Genomic DNA, 16,127 nt, shown 5'->3' with positions numbered 1-16,127 from the left:
TGCGGTTGTTCAGCGGATCTGCAACGACCGGCCGGGGCCTGGCATTCCAACCTTGGGGGTCGGGGCGGCGGGCCGTGGTGCTGCGATCGTCAGGGTATGTAACCACCCCCGGCCGGCCCCCATTCCGGCGCACGGGTGCACCGGGTCACAGGTCAACCCGGCATAAACCGGACAACAGGCCACGACCGGGTCAGGTCGCCCGACCGTCCCGGGCGTCACACCGGCCCCCTGCGGTGGTGATCCACTCGGCATCCCTGACATCGGGGCATCCCCACCCCCAGGACCCCACGACATCACCGACAACGAGTCGATCACCCACCACGAGGCGACACCCGGCCGGTCTCGGCAAGACGCCTGATACCTCAGAGGCATATTTATGCCTCACAGGTATCGCCACCACCGCAACGACGGCCACCGGGGTGAGCTTGCCGCGCCGGGACGGACAGCGACCACCGACGGGGTGGGGCCCGCCGTGCCCGGCGCAGGGATCAAGCCTGACCGCCCGGAGCCGGGCACGGCGGGCCCCACCCCACCCCCCACGCACCCGGCACAGTGCAGGGGACCGGAGGCGTCCTGGCCACAACCAGCACAGACCCCGCCAAACCGACAGGCAAGCCCGCCCACCGCCGACGGCAGGCTGCCATAGCCAGCCCGGGAAGACGACAAAAGCCTAGGATCGGGGCAAGAGCCAGAGGAGGCCGGCATGACCGCAGCGATGGAGATGCCCCGGGTTCAGGAGTGCGTGGTCGCGGCTTGCGCCTACAACAGCGCCGGTGACTGCCACGCCTTCGCGATCACGATCGGCAGCATGGATCACGCGCACTGCCACACCTTCGTCGAGTCCCCGGTCCGCGGCGGCGCGGACGATCTCATCGCCCAGGTGGGCGCGTGCCAGCGTTCGGACTGCCGGCACAACGAGCAGTTGGAGTGCCACGCGCCGTCGATCAGGGTGGGCCCGGACAACGACATGGCCGACTGCATGACCTACGACGGCCGCTGACCTGCCGAGACGGTCACCCGGGTCCGCCCCGGTCAGGGCAGGTCGTTCGCCTCGCGGATGACGGTCACCAGGTCGTCGATGATGCCGGTGAGGGCGAAGTCCTTCGGGGTGAAGACCCGGGCCACCCCGGCGGCGCGCAACGTGTCGGCGTCGCTGGCGGGGATGATGCCGCCGACGACCACCGGCAGGTCCGCCCGGCCGGCCGCGCGTAGGCCGTCGAGGACCGCCGGCACGGCGGCCAGGTGCGAGCCGGAGAGCACGGAGAGCCCGACCAGGTCGACGTCCTCCTCGACCGCGGCGGCGACGATCTGCCCGGCCGTCAGCCGGATGCCCTGGTAGACGACTTCGAAGCCGGCGTCTCGGGCGCGTACCGCGATCTGCTCGGCGCCGTTGGAGTGCCCGTCCAGGCCGGGCTTGCCGACCAGGAGCCGCAGCCGGCCGCTGCCCAGCTCGCGGGCGGTGGCGGTGACCCGCTCACGGACGGCTGTGAGGCCGGGGTCGCCGCCGGTGCCGGTGGCGCCGGCCAACCCGGTGGGCGCCCGGTACTCACCGAAGACCTGGCGCAGCGCGCCGGCCCACTCGCCGGTGGTCACCCCGGCCCGCACGCACTCCAGGGTGGCCGGCATCAGGTTCGTGGTGGTCGCGGCGTCGGCGCGGAGTCGGGCCAGGGCCGCGTCGACGGCCGCGCCGTCCCGGTCGGCCCGCCACCGGCGTACGCCGTCCACGGCGGCGGCCTCGACCGCCGGGTCGACCTGTTCGACGGCCTCCGCTCCGGCCGCGGTCAGCGGGGAGGGTTCGGTCTCGGCGAACCGGTTGACGCCGACCACCACGTCGGCGCCGGACTCCATCCGGCGGCGGCGCTCCGCCAGCGAGGCGACCAGCGCGCTCTTGAGGTAGCCGGTCTCCACGGCGGCGACCACACCGCCCAGCTCCAGCACCTTGTCCAGTTCGACCCGGGCCCCGGTGACGATCTCGTCGACCAGCGCGGTCATCACGTGCGAGCCGTCGAAGAGGTCGGGGTATTCGAGCAGGTCCGACTCGTACGCCAGGACCTGCTGCATCCGCAGCGACCACTGCTGGTCCCAGGGTCGGGGCAGGCCGAGCGCCTCGTTCCAGGCGGGGAGCTGCACCGCGCGGGCCCGGGCGTCACGGGACATCGTCACGCCGAGCATCTCCAGCACGATGCGCTGGATGTTGTTCTCCGGTTGCGCCTCGGTCAGGCCGAGCGAGTTGACCTGCACGCCGTAGCGGAACCGCCGCTGTCTTGCCTCGCCGACTCCGTACCGGTCGCGGGTGATCTCATCCCAGAGCACGCCGAACGCGCGCATCTTGGCGATCTCCTCGACGAAGCGCACCCCGGCGTTGACGAAGAACGAAATCCGCTGCACCACGTCGCCCATCCGCTCGGCGGGCACCTGCCCGGAGTCGCGGACGGCGTCGAGCACGGCGACGGCGGTGGCCAACGCGAAGCCGACCTCCTGCACCGGCGTGGCACCGGCTTCCTGGAGGTGGTACGAGCAGATGTTGACCGGGTTCCAGCGTGGCATCTCGCGCAGGGTGTACGCGACGACGTCGGCGGTGAGCCGCAGCGACGCGGCCGGCGGAAAGATGTACGTCCCCCGGGACAGGTACTCCTTGATGATGTCGTTCTGGGTGGTGCCCGTGCAGCGAACCAGCTCGGCGCCCTGCTCCAGCCCCACCGTGCCGTAGAGGGCGAGCAGCCACATCGCCGGCGCGTTGATGGTCATCGAGGTGTTCATGTCGGCCAGCGGGATGCCGTCGAAGAGCGCCCGCATGTCGCCGAGGTGGGCGACCGGGACGCCGACCCGGCCGACCTCGCCGCTGGCCAGCTCGTGGTCGGGGTCGTACCCGGTCTGGGTGGGCAGGTCGAAGGCGACCGAGAGACCGGTCTGCCCCTTCGCCAGGTTTCGGCGGAAGAGGGCGTTGGTCGCGGCGGCCGAGGAGTGGCCGGCGTAGGTGCGCATCACCCACGGGCGGTCCCGCTCGGGCAGCCGCCCCGAAAGTGCCTTCTCATCCATGGCCGGAGTTTAAGTTACCGTTCAGTAAAACGGGCTGTGGAAAACCACACAGGTCCATGTCGCGGACGTCCGGGTGCGAAGCGCCCGCAGTGGCGCGGACCGCCACACCCCGGGCGGCGGACCGCGCTGGCCAGGACGCACACTGGACGCCATGGATGACGAGCTGGCCATCTCCGTCCGGGGGCTGCGCAAGGCGTACGGCGACAACGTGGCGGTGGCGGGCGTGGATCTGGACGTCCACCGTGGCGAGGTGTTCGCACTGCTCGGCCCGAACGGTGCCGGCAAGACCACCACCGTGGAGATCCTGGAGGGCTACCGGAGCCGGGACGCCGGAGAGGTCTCCGTGCTCGGCGCGGACCCGGCGCACCCGGATCAGGGCTGGCGTTCCCGGGTGGGCATCGTGCTCCAGGGCACCGGCGAGTTCGACGAGCTGACCGTGGCCGAGGTGATCCGGCACTTCTCCGGCTTCTATCCGGACGCCGACGACCCCGACAAGGTGATCGAGCGGGTCGGGTTGGCCGGCAAGGCGAAGGCCCGCACGCACACGCTCTCCGGCGGGCAGAAACGCCGCCTCGACGTGGCGCTCGGCATCATCGGCCGCCCCGAGCTGCTCTTCCTCGACGAGCCGACCACCGGCTTCGACCCGGAGGCCCGCCGCGAGTTCTGGGAGCTGATCCGCGACCTCGCCGCGGCCGGCACCACCATCGTGCTGACCACCCACTACCTGGACGAGGCCGAGGCGCTGGCCGACCGGGTCGGAGTGATCGCCGGCGGCCGGCTGGTCGAGGTGGCCGCACCGAACCGGCTGGGCAACCGGCAGGAAGCGCTGGCGACGGTCTCCTGGCGTACCCCGGAAGGGACCCCGGAGAGCGCGCAGAGCGCGACGCCGACGGCCCTCGTGGCCGACCTGGCCGCGCGCTACGGCGGCGAGGTCCCCGGCCTCACGGTGACCCGGCCGACCCTGGAGGACGTCTACCTCACCATGATCGGACACGCGCGATGACCACCACGACGAAGCCGGCGACGCCGGTCACCGTGACCCTCGGCCGTCGGCCCGGTGCCGGCGCGCTGGCCCTGCGGCAGGGCCGGCTGGAGATCACCCAGTTCCTGCGCAGCCGGGAGTCCGTGGTCTTCACGATGGGCTTCCCCATCATCATGATCCTGATCTTCGCGTCGATCTTCGACGGCACGATCGGCGGCGGGGTCAAGTTCACCCAGTACTTCATCACCGGCATGATCGCGACCGGTCTGATGACGGTGAGCTTCCAGAACCTCGGCATCTGGATCCCGATCGAGCGGGACCGGGGCGTGCTCAAGCGCTACCGCGGCACGCCGATGCCGAAGTGGGTCTGGTTCGCCGGCAAGGTGATCATGGTGGTGGCGATCGGCATCGCCGAGACGGCGCTGCTGCTGGCGGTCGCGGTGGCCCTGTTCGACCTCGACCTACCGGGCACCGCCGGGAAATGGTTCACCTTCGGCTGGGTCGCCGTGCTCGGCGTGACCGCCTGCACCCTGTGCGGCATCGCCATCTCGTCGCTGGCCCGCACCGCCCGCAGCGGCTCGGCGGTGGTCACCCCGGTCGCCCTGGTGCTCCAGTTCATCTCCGGCGTGTTCTTCGTCTTCACCGACCTGCCCACGTGGATGCAGCAGGTGGCCGCGCTGTTCCCGCTCAAGTGGATGTGCCAGGGGCTGCGGTCGGTCTTCCTGCCGGAGAGCTTCGGCGCGCAGGAACCGGGTGGCTCGTTCGAGCTGGGCCGGGTGGCGGTGGTGCTGGCCCTGTGGTGCGTGATCGGCGTGGTGCTCTGCCTGACCACCTTCCGGTGGACCACCAAGCGCGACGGCTGACACGAGAAAGGGGCGGGCGCCGCGCGCCCGCCCCTTTCCATGTCCCGCTCAGTACGTGTAGAAGCCCTTGCCGGTCTTGCGGCCCAGGTCGCCTGCGGTGACCATCCGCTGGAGCAGCTCCGGCGGGAAGAACTTCTCGTCGGCCGTGTCGGTGTAGATGTTCTTCGAGGCGTGCAGCAGCACGTCCACGCCCGTCAGGTCGGTGGTGGCCAACGGGCCCATGGCGTGCCCGAAGCCCAGCCGGCAGGCGGTGTCCAGGTCCTCGGCGGACACCACGCCGGACTCGACCAGCTTGACCGCCTCCACCACGAGGGCGGAGATCAGCCGGGTGGTGACGAAGCCGGCGATGTCCCGGTTGACCACCACCACCGTCTTGCCGATCTCCTCGGCGAAGGCCCGCACGGTGGCCAGGGTGGCGTCGCTGGTCTTGTAGCCGCGGACCAGCTCGCAGAGCTGCATCATCGGCACCGGGGAGAAGAAGTGGGTGCCGACGACCGCCTCGGGCCGCTCGGTGACCGCGGCGATCTGGGTGACCGGGATGGCCGAGGTGTTGGTGGCGAGCACCGCGTCGGCCTTGCAGATCTTGTCCAGGGCGCGGAACACCTCGTGCTTGATCTCGAGGCGCTCGAAGACCGCCTCGACCACGATGTCCGCGTCCGCCGCCGCTTCCAGGTCGGTGGTCGGGGTGATCCGGGCGAGCGTCGCCTCGACCTCGGACGCCTCGATCTTGCCCTTCTCGGCGAACTTCTCCAGCGACTTCCGGATGCCGCCGAGCCCTCGGGTGGTGGCCGCGTCGTCCAGGTCGCGCAGCGTCACCTGCCAGCCCGCCTGCGCCGCCACCTGGGCGATGCCGGAGCCCATCAGCCCGGCCCCGACGACCGCGAGTCGACCCGCCATCTGCTTCTCCCTCGCCTGTTTGAGTGCCTGCCTGCACCCTAGTCGGCGGGCCTGAACGACGGCTAAGGGAGTGCCCTCAGATCTCCAGCGAGGGCTCCTCCGGCGTGGTGCCCCTCTCGACGGCCACGCCGAGCGCACGCAGGTCGGCCACGAAGTCCGGATAGCCCCGGTCGACGTGGTGCACGTGGGACACCTCGGTGACCCCGTCCGCGCAGAGCCCGGCGATGATCAGCCCCGCTCCCGCGCGGATGTCGGTGGCCCGCACCGGCGCCCCGGAGAGCCGGTCCCGGCCCCGCACCACCGCGTGGTGCCCGTCGGTCTTGATGTCCGCGCCGAGGCGGGCCATCTCGTTGGCGAACATGAACCGGCCGTCGAAGATGTTCTCGGTGATCAGCGAGGCACCGTCGCTGACCGCGGCGAGCCCGATCGCCATCGGCAGCAGGTCGGTGGCGAAGCCGGGGTACGGCAGCGTGACCACGTCGACCGCCCGCGGCCGGTCGTCCATCCGTACCCGGAAGCCGTCGCCCCGCGTCTCGACCAGGCCGCCGGCCGCGACCACCTTGTCCAGCGCGACCTCGAGGTAGGCCGGGTCCAGCCCGGTCACCGTCACGTCGCCGCGGGTCATCGCCGCGCCGAACGCCCAGGTGCCGGCGACGATCCGGTCCCCCACCGTGGCGTGCCGCACGGGGCGCAGCCCGGGCACCCCGGTGATCTGCAGGGTGGACGTGCCCGCCCCGGAGATCTGGGCGCCCATCTGGTTGAGCATGGTGCAGATGTCGACGATCTCCGGCTCCCGCGCCGCGTTGTCGATCGTGGTGGTGCCCTCGGCCAGCACCGCCGCCATCACGAGGTTCTCGGTCGCGCCCACGCTCGGGAAGTCCAGCACGATGTCCGCGCCGCGCAGCCCGTGCGGGGCGGACGCGATGACGAACCCGTGCTCACCGGAGATGTCCGCGCCCATCCGGGTCAGCCCGGAGACGTGCATGTCCAGGCCACGGGAGCCGATCGCGTCGCCACCCGGATGAGCCACCCGCACGAACCCCCGGCGGGCCAGCAGGGGGCCGAGCACGCAGATCGACGCGCGCAGCCGGCGGACCAGGTCGTAGTCCGCGTCCGCGCCCGGCTGGTCGGGCACGTCGATGGTCACCGAGCGGGACCGGGCCACCCCACCCCGGGCGACCATCGGGTCGACCGGGTCGTCCGCGTCGAACCGGACCTCGCAGCCCAGCCGGCGCAGCACCTCCCCCATGATCGCGATGTCGGTGATCCGGGGGACGTTGGTGATCACGCTGCGGCCGGGTGCGAGCAGCGCGGCGGCCATCAGCTTCAACGCCGAGTTCTTGGCACCCACCACGTGCACGGTGCCCGCCAGGCGGGCGTCACCGCGTACCCGGATGACATCGACGTCGTTGACCGCGGGATCGCCCGCGTCGCCGGGACCCACCACCGCCGGCCAGCCGGCGGTGGTGTCCGGCCGCGCCGGGATCGTCAGGTCCGGTATCCGTAGGCTGTGCGTCATGGCCGTCCACCTCACGCGCATCTACACCAAGGCCGGCGATGCCGGCATGACCAGGCTGAGCAACAACGAGCAGGTGCCGAAGACCGATCCACGGATCGCCGCGTACGCCGATGTCGACGAGTGCAACGCGGCGATCGGTGTCGCGCTCGCCCTGGGCCAGCTCGACGAGGAACTGCGGGCGGTGCTGGGGTCGGTGCAGAACGACCTCTTCGACGTGGGCGCCGACCTGTCCACGCCGGTCGAGCCGGACCCGAAGTACCCGCCGCTGCGGGTGACCGAGGAGTACGTCGAGCGCCTCGAGGGCTGGTGCGACGAGTACAACGCACGCCTGAGCAAGCTCGACTCCTTCATCCTCCCCGGCGGCACCGCGGGCGCGGCGCTGCTGCACGTGGCGCGGACCATCGCCCGGCGTGCCGAACGGGCAGCGTGGGCGCTGGTCAGCCACGATCCGGACCGCACCAGCACGCTCCCGGCAAAGTATCTCAACCGGCTCTCCGATCTGCTCTTTATCCTGTCAAGAACGGCAAATCCGGCGGGAGATGTGCTATGGGTGCCGGGCGGGAAGCGCTGACCGTCGGCGCGCTGCACCACGTCGAGGTCTGGGTTCCCGATCTCGGGGCTGCCACGCGTAGCTGGGGTTGGCTCCTCGGCGAGCTGGGCTGGACCGTCCACCAGGACTGGCCGGCCGGACGCTCCTGGCGACTCGGACCGACCTACCTGGTGCTGGAGCAGTCACCCGCGCTCTCCGGGGCGGTCCACGACCGGCTCGCCCCGGGGCTCAACCACCTGGCCTTCCACGCCGGCCCACCGGCCGCCGTGGACCGCCTGGTGGCGACCGCACCGACTCACGGGTGGACCCTGCTCTTCCCGGACCGCCATCCACATGCCGGCGGCCCGGCCACCTACGCCGCCTACCTCACCGACAACCAGGGCTACGAGGTGGAACTCGTCGCCATCCCAGACCGGTAACGGCAGGCAGGAAACCGCGCCTGAACGACGGACAGTGCCCCGCGAGGGTTTCCGGGGAGCCCGCCCGCGGAGGGATCAAGCCTGACCGCCCGGAGCGGGTGGGCTCCCCGGAAACCCCAACGGTGACAGAGCGAAGGCGGGTCAGGCAGCAGGCCAGTCTTGGGACGCCATACGCGGCGAGACCGCCCCCGGAGGGGCGGCCTCGAGCCAGGAGAGGAAACCGGTCACCGTCGACCGCGCCATGGCGATCTCCACCGGTGCGTGGTGACTGGTACAGCGGAGGATCACCCAGTCGGCCGGCATGGAGAGGCGTTCCTGCCCCTCGGGCAACCGGCGGCGCTCCACCGCGAGCCCTTTGCGGGACAGGACGCGCTTGGGTCGTAGCGCGAAGCTGAACATCCGGTACCAGCGCAGTTCGTCGCCGGCGAACCGACCGAAGCCTGGCGACCAGCCGCGGCCGTCGAGCATGGTGGTGACCCGGACGCTGAGCCGGATGATGCCCCCGCTACGGGTGACCAGTGCCCGCCGGACGAAGAGGATGAGGACCGCGCCGAGGATGACCGCGACGCCGATCCCGATTCCCTCGACGATCTCCATCCCCGGTACGGCTCAGTGGCTCTGCGCGGAGACCGGGGTAGCGCTCTCGGCCAGCACGGTGACGCCGTCGGCGCTCACCGAGAGGAAGCCGCCGTCAACGTCGTAGGCGACCTGCTGGCCACCGGCGAGCTTGATGCGTACCTGGCCGGGCTCGGCGAGCTGGCCGAGCAACGGCGCGTGCCCCGGCAGGACACCGAGCTCACCTTCGGTCGTCCGGGCGACGACCATCTCGGCCTCACCGGACCAGACCTTCTCCTCGACGGCGACGAGCTCGACGTGAAGCTGCTGTGCCACGCTGTCTCCTTGCTGCGGCGACGGATCGTCGAAAGTCTAGTCGGCTGGCCGACGCGCCCCCAACGCGGGTGGGGAGAGCTGGGCCACGACTACTTGGTCTTGTTCTGGAACTCCGGATGCTCGAGCAGGAACGGGTCCAGTTGTTCATTGTGCAGGGCGGTGAAGAAGTCCGACACGCCTGGCTGGAACTGTTCACCCTTGTACTTCGAGCCCTCGAAGACCGGCCCACCGGGCAACTTGATCATCTCAATGGTGTTCGGCCGGATGTTCTTCAGGGCGATGCCGAAGTCGACGACGCTGTTGCCGCGACCGTTGAAGATCAGCGACTGCCCGGCGGCGCGGAGCACCTTGTCGAGCTTGATCGGGTTGGCGACCACGTCGGCGCTGAACGCCTGCCCCACCATCGCCTTGACGAACTGCTGCTGGTGGCGCTGCCGGCCGTAGTCGGCGTCCGGGACACCGTTCTTCGGGTAGCGCTGGCGGACGTAGTCGAGGGCCTGCCACCCGCTGAGGTGGTGGTTGCCCTTCTTGTAGACCGCCTGCGGGCCGACGTAGCCCTCGCCGCGCGTGTTACCGGGGCGCGGCTTGCCGTCCGGCTGCTTGTGCTCGGACCTGACCTCCCGCTCGACGTACATGTCGACGCCGCCCATCGCGTCCACGATCTTCTGGAAGCCGGTGAAGTTGATGATCGCTCCGGCGTCAAAGCGCTTGATGCCGGTCACCTTCTGCACGGTGGTCGCCAGCAGTTCGAAGCCGCGTGCCGCGTCGGGGTTCTTGCCGGGCACCCGACTGCCGAACGACATCGAGGCGTTGATCTTGTCGGTGGTGCCGTTGAAGTCCGCCTTGGAGAACGCCGGGATGTCGACGTACAGGTCGCGGGGCAGCGAGAAGAGGTACGCGCGGTCCATGGTGGCCGGCACGTGCAGCACCATGATCGAGTCGGCCAGCGGCAGCGCGGTCGGGCTGCGGGGGTCGATACCGACCAGCAGGATGTTGAGCGGGCCCTTGATGTCCGCCTTCTTCGCCTGCGCCCCGGCCGCCTGGTCGCCGAAGAGGTCGGCCTTGCCGACCGCGCCCTCGTAGCGGGCGATCAGCACCTCGGTGCCGACCAGCACCGCCCCGCTGAGCACCATCAGCACCGTGCCGAACACCGTGCAGATCCTGGCCCAGCGCGGCACACCCCGCCAGACGGACGACTTTCGGCCACTCTTGCCGGCCTTACCCACGAGAATCTCCGATCGTTACGCCCACGATCCAGGAGACGGGCGCACGTAGCCGAAAGGTTGCAAAGATCAACGCTCGTTCAGGTGAACGCGCGGAACGACCGTATCTCGGGTGGCGCGGAACCGACGACCGCAAGAAACGGACTGCGGCGATGGTAGGTCCTGAAGATGAACAAAAGACTGCCCCGGCATTGCCGGGGCAGTCTTTTATTTCCGATCAGATCGAGCTTGTCAGCTCTTCATCAGTTCCTCGGCCTTGCGCTCCAGGTCCTCAAGACCGCCGCACATGAAGAACGCCTGCTCAGGGAAGTGGTCGTACTCCCCCTCGCTGATCTTGCGGAACGCCTCGATGGTCTCCTTGATCGGGACCGTCGAGCCCGGCACGCCGGTGAACTGCTCCGCAGCGTAGGTGTTCTGCGACAGGAAGCGCTCGATCCGCCGCGCGCGCTGCACGGTGATCTTGTCTTCCTCGGAGAGCTCCTCGATACCGAGGATGGCGATGATGTCCTGCAGGTCGCGGTAGCGCTGCAGGATCCGCTTCACCTCGGTGGCGACCTGGAAGTGCTCCTGGCCGACGAACTCCGGGGCGAGGATCCGGGACGAGGACGCCAGCGGGTCCACGGCCGGGTAGATGCCCTTGTCGGAGATCGACCGCTCCAGGTTGGTGGTCGCGTCCAGGTGGGCGAACGTGGTGGCCGGGGCGGGGTCGGTGTAGTCATCCGCCGGCACGTAGATCGCCTGCATCGACGTGATGGCCTGGCCCCGGACGGAGGTGATCCGCTCCTGGAGCTCGCCCATCTCGTCGGCCAGGGTCGGCTGGTAACCCACCGCGCTCGGCATACGGCCGAGCAGGGTGGAGACCTCCGAACCGGCCTGGGTGAAGCGGAAGATGTTGTCGATGAAGAGCAGCACCTCCTGCTTCTTCACGTCCCGGAAGTACTCGGCCATGGTCAGCGCCGAGAGCGCCACCCGCAGCCGGGTGCCCGGCGGCTCGTCCATCTGGCCGTAGACCAGCGCGGTCTTGTCGATGACGCCGGACTCGGTCATCTCGGCGATGAGGTCGTTGCCCTCACGGGTGCGCTCACCCACGCCGGCGAAGACCGAGGTGCCACCGAAGTTGCGGGCCACACGGGTGATCATCTCCTGGATGAGCACCGTCTTGCCCACACCCGCGCCGCCGAACAGGCCGATCTTGCCGCCCTTGACGTACGGAGCGAGCAGGTCGATGACCTTGATGCCGGTCTCCAGCATCTCGGTCTTCGGCTCCAGGTCCGCGAAGGCCGGGGCCTTGCGGTGGATTCCCCAGTGGTCGTCCGGGGTCAGGGTCTCGCCCTCTTTGAGGTTGAGCACCTCGCCGATCGCGTTGAACACGTGGCCCTTGACCGCGTCGCCCACCGGCACGGTGATCGGCTCGCCGCGGTCACGCACCTCCGCGCCGCGGACCAGGCCGTCCGTCGGCTGCATCGAGATGGCACGGACCAGGTTGTCACCCAGGTGCTGGGCGACCTCCAGGGTCAGCGTCTTCTCACCGCCGGAGAGGTTCACGTTCACGTTGAGGGCGTTGAACAGGGCCGGCATGGCGTCGCGCGGGAACTCGGCGTCGACGACCGGGCCGATGACCCGGACCACGCGACCCGTGGCCGTCTTGGTCTCTACTGGTGCAGTCATCACACTTCACTTCCCGACGCGGCCAGCGCGTTCGCGCCGCCGACGATCTCGCTGATCTCCTGGGTGATCCCGGCCTGGCGAGCCGAGTTCATCTCACGCGTGTACTTCTCGATCATGTCCTCGGCGTTGTCGGTGGCGCTCTTCATCGCCCGCCGCCGTGCCGCCGACTCACTCGCCGCCGACTCGATCAACGCCGCGTAGATCCGCGTGTTGATGTACCTCGGCAGGAGCGCGTCGAGCAGCGCCTCCGCCTCCGGTTCGAACTCGTACGCCGGCAGCAGCCCCTCGGAGCGCGGCCGGTCCTCGACCTGCATCGGCCCGATGATCTTGGCAACCGGGCTCTGCGTCATCAGCGAGTGGAACTCGGTGTAGACGATGTGCAGCTCGTCGACGCCCAGCACTCCGTCCGCCCCGGCGCCGCCGTCGGCGTCGTCCGCACCGGCCGTGAACGCCTTGATCAGCGTCTCACCCACCGTACGGGCGTCCTCGAACGACGGCTGCTCGCTGAAGCCGGTCCAGTTCGCCTCGATGGGCCGGTCGCGGAACCGGTAGAACCCGACACCCTTACGCCCGATGACGTAGAGCACCGGCTCCTTGCCGTCCGCGCGGAGCCGCGCGATGAGCGACTCCGCCGTCTTGATCGCGTTGGAGCTGTAGCCGCCGGCCAGGCCACGGTCGCTGGTGACCAGCAGGACGCCAGCCCGCCGCACCCGCTCGCGCGGGGTGAGCAGCGGGTGGTCGATCCGCGCGTTGGACGCCAGCGCCGTGAGCACGCCGGTGATGGCCTGGGCGTACGGCAGGGACGCCTGCACCCGGGCCTGGGCCTTGGCGATCCGGCTCGTCGCCACGAGCTCCATCGCCTTGGTGATCTTCTTCATCGACTTCGCCGAGCGGATCCGTTGACGAAGAACGCGTACCTGGGCCGCCATGGGATCAGCTCTCGGCCGGGCGGTCGGTCGCGCCGTCGCGGAAGCGGGTCACCGTCTCGCGGTTCTCCTCGCCCTCCAGCGGCGCGGCCGGCGCGTCGTTGATCCGACGCTCGTCGCCCTTGCCGAGGAAGACCTGCTTGAACTCGCTGATCGCGTTGTCCAGGGAGCCGATGATGTCGTCGTTCCACTGGTTGTCGGCGATCCCGGCCAGCACACCCGCGTGCTTGTGCCGCAGGTACTGGAGGAACTCCGACTCGAAGCGCCGGACGTCACCCACCGGAATGTCGTCCAGCTTGCCCTCGGTGCCGGCCCAGACCGAGACGACCTGCTCCTGCACCGGGAACGGCGAGTAGTTCGGCTGCTTGAGCAGCTCGACCAGGCGCGAACCGCGGTCCAGCTGGGCCCGGGAGGCCTTGTCCAGGTCGGAGGCGAAGGCGGCGAACGCCTCCAGCTCGCGGTACTGGGCCAGGTTGAGCCGCAGCGAACCGGCGACCTTCTTCATCGGCTTCACCTGCGCGGCGCCACCGACCCGGGAGACCGAGGTGCCGACGTTGATCGCCGGACGGACGCCCTGGTTGAACAGGTCGGTCTCCAGGAAGATCTGGCCGTCGGTGATCGAGATGACGTTGGTCGGGATGAAGGCCGAGATGTCGTTGGCCTTCGTCTCGATGATCGGCAGACCGGTCATCGAGCCGCCACCCAGCTCGTCGGAGAGCTTCGCGCAGCGCTCCAGCAGGCGGGAGTGCAGGTAGAAGACGTCACCCGGGTACGCCTCACGGCCCGGCGGGCGGCGCAGCAGCAGCGAGACGGCCCGGTACGCCTCGGCCTGCTTGCTCAGGTCGTCGAAGACGATCAGGACGTGCTTGCCGCCGTACATCCAGTGCTGCCCGATGGACGAGCCGGTGTAGGGGGCGATGTACTTGAAGCCCGCCGGGTCCGACGCCGGGGAGGCCACGATGGTGGTGTACTCCATCGCGCCCGCCTCCTCCAGCTGGCCCTTGATGGAGGCGATCGTGGAGGCCTTCTGGCCGATGGCGACGTAGATGCAGCGGACCTGCTTCTTCGGGTCGCCGGTGCGCCAGTTGTCCCGCTGGTTGAGGATGGCGTCCAGGGCGACCGTGGTCTTGCCGGTCTTCCGGTCACCGATGATCAGCTGCCGCTGGCCCCGGCCGACCGGCGTCATCGCGTCGATGGCCTTGATGCCGGTCTGCAGCGGCTCGAACACCGACTGCCGGGACATCACGTTCGGAGCCTGCAGCTCCAGCTCGCGGTAGCCCTCGTCGGCGATGTCGCCGAGGCCGTCGATCGGCTGGCCGAGCGCGTTGACCACGCGGCCGAGGAAGGCGTCGCCGACCGGCACGGAGAGCACGCGGTCGGTGCGCTTGACGCGCTGCCCCTCCTCCAGCTTGGCGGAGTCACCGAGAACGACGACACCGATCTCCCGGACGTCGAGGTTCAGCGCCACGCCGAGCGTGCCGTCCTCGAACTCCAGGAGCTCGTTGGTCTTGGTCGAGGGCAGGCCCTCGACGTGGGCGATGCCGTCACCGGTGTCGGCGACGGTGCCGACCTCCTCGCGGGAGACGTCGGTCGAGTAGGAGGAGACGTAGCGCTCCAGGGCGCCGCGGATCTCCTCCGTCGAGATGGTCAGCTCGGCCATCCTCTGCTTCCTTAAAATTCAGGGGCCCGGGATACCTAGTACCGACCGGTCCGAATGGCGTCTGTCAATCGGGCGCTGGGCAGCGGAGCCGCCCCAACGCTGGGCGGCGGAGCCGCTTAGCGCTTCGCGAGCGCGTTGCGGGTCTCGTTGAGGCGGCGCAGGATGGTGCCGTCGTACAGGTCGGAGCCGACCCGCACGCTCACGCCACCCAGGACGTGGGGGTCGACCGTCTGCTTGACGGAGACCTCTCGACCGTATATCGCGGCGAGGCTCGCGCCCAGGCGCTGCTCTTCCTCGTCACTCAACGGGGCCGCCACGGTGACGTACGCCACCTGACGGTCCCGCCGTTCTGCGGCGAGTTCCACGAGCCGGGTGAGCGATCCGGCGAAGGAACGCCCCCCGAAGCCGGCCAGCGCCACCTCGATGAGGCGGACGGTGGACAGGTGCGCCTTGCCGGCGAGGAGCTCGCCGACCAGGACGCCCCGCTGGTCCAGCGGGGCCGCCGAGTTGGACAGCACCGCGGCGAGCTCGGGCTGGCCGGCGACGACCTGCCCGAAACGGAACAGCTCGTCCTCGACCTCGCCCAGGTCGCCGGTCGCGTCGACGCTGGCCAGCACGGCCTCCACGCCGAGCCGCTCGACGCCGTCGAGAAGCTCGGTCGGGGTCGACCAGCGGCCGGAGACCACCGAGGCGAGCAGGTCGATCGCCCCGTCGCCGATCTTGCCGCGCAGCATTCCGCCGAGCAGTTCGGCGCGGTCCGCGCCGGACCGGGCCGGGTCCGAGAGCGCCCGGCGCAACCGCGGCTCCCGCCGCAGCAGCCCGGCGACGGCGAGCAGGTCGTTCGCCGCGTGGGCCACCGCGACCGGGTCGGTGCCGCGGACGTACGCGTCAAGGCTCTCGGCCGCGATCTTGTACGACTCCCGGCTGGCGGCCTGCATCAGCGGGCCCCCGTGCTCTCGAGACCGCTCAGGAACCGGTCGACGGTGCCCTTGCGCCGCGCCTCGTCGGCCAGCGACTCGCCGACGATCTTGCTGGCCAGGTCCACCGCGATCGCGCCAACCTCGGAGCGCAGTTCGCGCACGATGGTGGCCCGCTCGGCGGCGAGCTGGTCCTTGCCGGCCTGGATGATCCGGTCGGATTCCTCCCGTGCCTTGGCGAGGACGTCCTGCCGGATCCCCTCGGCGTCGGCCCGGGCGTCGTCGCGGATCTTCGCGGCGTCGGTCCGGGCTTCGGCGAGCTGGGCACGGTACTGCTCGAGCAGCTGGTTCGCCTCGGCCTGAGCGGCCTCGGCGCGCTTGATGCCGCCCTCGATCGCGTCGACCCGAGCCTGGAACGTCTGCTCCATGCGGGGGAAGACGAACTTCATCAGCACGAAGCAGAGCACAGCGAAGGCGACCGTACCGACCACGACCTCCTGCCAGAGCGGGATGATCGGGTTGTGGGTCGACTCACCACCCTCAGCGGCGAGGAAATACATGGTTACCTCCCGG

The 16,127-nt window shown here is 70.1% G+C and carries 16 protein-coding genes; 5 read left to right on the top strand and 11 right to left on the bottom strand.

The genetic code is table 11. The annotated features are described in order from the left end of the window. Positions 1–703: 703 nt before the first annotated feature. Positions 704–1,000 carry a DUF1540 domain-containing protein gene (locus tag M8C17_RS23655; RefSeq protein ID WP_252418757.1) on the top strand — a complete coding sequence of 99 codons (297 nt, stop codon included), beginning with the start codon at positions 704–706 and terminating at the stop codon, positions 998–1,000. Positions 1,001–1,032: 32 nt separating this feature from the next. On the opposite strand, the gene M8C17_RS23650 is transcribed toward M8C17_RS23655, so the two are convergent. After that, entirely contained in the window at positions 1,033–3,039 is a 2,007-nt protein-coding gene (locus M8C17_RS23650) for a protein meaA (protein WP_252418756.1), read from the bottom strand. Between the two features lie 151 nt (positions 3,040–3,190). On the opposite strand from M8C17_RS23650, the gene M8C17_RS23645 reads away from it, so the two are divergent. Together M8C17_RS23645 and M8C17_RS23640 are read left to right on the top strand one after the other, a co-directional pair. After that, on the top strand, positions 3,191–4,042 hold the full coding sequence (locus tag M8C17_RS23645; protein WP_252418755.1) for an ABC transporter ATP-binding protein: 852 nt from the start codon (positions 3,191–3,193) through the stop codon (positions 4,040–4,042). Further along, a complete protein-coding gene (locus M8C17_RS23640; RefSeq protein WP_252418754.1) occupies positions 4,039–4,884 on the top strand; it encodes an ABC transporter permease in 846 nt (281 codons plus the stop codon). The genes M8C17_RS23645 and M8C17_RS23640 overlap by 4 nt, the downstream gene beginning before the upstream one ends. A gap of 48 nt (positions 4,885–4,932) precedes the next feature. Here M8C17_RS23640 and M8C17_RS23635 read toward each other — a convergent pair whose 3' ends face one another. Together M8C17_RS23635 and murA are read right to left on the bottom strand one after the other, a co-directional pair. Beyond that, positions 4,933–5,781 (bottom strand): 3-hydroxyacyl-CoA dehydrogenase family protein, encoded by an 849-nt coding sequence (locus M8C17_RS23635; protein ID WP_252418753.1) that lies wholly within the window; start codon positions 5,779–5,781, stop codon positions 4,933–4,935. 76 nt (positions 5,782–5,857) lie between these two features. Then, complete coding sequence (murA, locus tag M8C17_RS23630) at positions 5,858–7,300, bottom strand: UDP-N-acetylglucosamine 1-carboxyvinyltransferase (RefSeq protein WP_252418752.1); 1,443 nt, start codon at positions 7,298–7,300, stop codon at positions 5,858–5,860. Here murA and M8C17_RS23625 point away from each other — a divergent pair. Both M8C17_RS23625 and M8C17_RS23620 read left to right on the top strand, forming a co-directional pair. After that, entirely contained in the window at positions 7,299–7,871 is a 573-nt protein-coding gene (locus M8C17_RS23625; protein WP_252418751.1) for a cob(I)yrinic acid a,c-diamide adenosyltransferase, read from the top strand. The genes murA and M8C17_RS23625 overlap by 2 nt on opposite strands. After that, positions 7,847–8,269, top strand: coding sequence for a VOC family protein (locus M8C17_RS23620; protein WP_252418750.1), 423 nt, complete (start codon positions 7,847–7,849; stop codon positions 8,267–8,269). Before M8C17_RS23625 ends, M8C17_RS23620 begins: the two co-directional genes overlap by 25 nt. 141 nt (positions 8,270–8,410) lie before the next feature. Here M8C17_RS23620 and M8C17_RS23615 read toward each other — a convergent pair whose 3' ends face one another. The 8 genes from M8C17_RS23615 to M8C17_RS23580 all read right to left on the bottom strand — a co-directional run bounded on the left by M8C17_RS23615 (position 8,411) and on the right by M8C17_RS23580 (position 16,114). Beyond that, positions 8,411–8,866 carry a DUF2550 domain-containing protein gene (locus M8C17_RS23615; RefSeq protein WP_252418749.1) on the bottom strand — a complete coding sequence of 152 codons (456 nt, stop codon included), beginning with the start codon at positions 8,864–8,866 and terminating at the stop codon, positions 8,411–8,413. 12 nt (positions 8,867–8,878) lie between these two features. After that, on the bottom strand, positions 8,879–9,160 hold the full coding sequence (locus M8C17_RS23610) for a F0F1 ATP synthase subunit epsilon (protein WP_252418748.1): 282 nt from the start codon (positions 9,158–9,160) through the stop codon (positions 8,879–8,881). 89 nt (positions 9,161–9,249) lie between these two features. Further along, positions 9,250–10,392 (bottom strand): LCP family protein, encoded by a 1,143-nt coding sequence (locus M8C17_RS23605; RefSeq protein WP_252418823.1) that lies wholly within the window; start codon positions 10,390–10,392, stop codon positions 9,250–9,252. A 222-nt stretch (positions 10,393–10,614) separates the two neighbouring features. Continuing rightward, positions 10,615–12,051 carry a F0F1 ATP synthase subunit beta gene (gene atpD / locus M8C17_RS23600; RefSeq protein ID WP_252418747.1) on the bottom strand — a complete coding sequence of 479 codons (1,437 nt, stop codon included), beginning with the start codon at positions 12,049–12,051 and terminating at the stop codon, positions 10,615–10,617. After that, a complete protein-coding gene (locus M8C17_RS23595) occupies positions 12,051–12,980 on the bottom strand; it encodes a F0F1 ATP synthase subunit gamma (RefSeq protein ID WP_252418746.1) in 930 nt (309 codons plus the stop codon). Before M8C17_RS23595 ends, atpD begins: the two co-directional genes overlap by 1 nt. Before the next feature lie 4 nt (positions 12,981–12,984). Next, complete coding sequence (atpA, locus tag M8C17_RS23590) at positions 12,985–14,637, bottom strand: F0F1 ATP synthase subunit alpha (protein WP_252418745.1); 1,653 nt, start codon at positions 14,635–14,637, stop codon at positions 12,985–12,987. Positions 14,638–14,753: 116 nt separating this feature from the next. Further along, positions 14,754–15,575: a F0F1 ATP synthase subunit delta gene (locus M8C17_RS23585; protein ID WP_252418744.1), complete on the bottom strand. Its 822-nt coding sequence runs from the start codon at positions 15,573–15,575 to the stop codon at positions 14,754–14,756. Beyond that, on the bottom strand, positions 15,575–16,114 hold the full coding sequence (locus M8C17_RS23580; RefSeq protein ID WP_252418743.1) for a F0F1 ATP synthase subunit B: 540 nt from the start codon (positions 16,112–16,114) through the stop codon (positions 15,575–15,577). The genes M8C17_RS23585 and M8C17_RS23580 overlap by 1 nt, the downstream gene beginning before the upstream one ends. Positions 16,115–16,127 lie beyond the last annotated feature (13 nt).

The organism is Micromonospora sp. RHAY321 (assembly GCF_023896955.1).
In the GTDB taxonomy this organism is placed as follows: Bacteria; Actinomycetota; Actinomycetes; order Mycobacteriales; family Micromonosporaceae; genus Micromonospora.
This window is presented reverse-complemented; position numbering and strand designations above follow the sequence as displayed.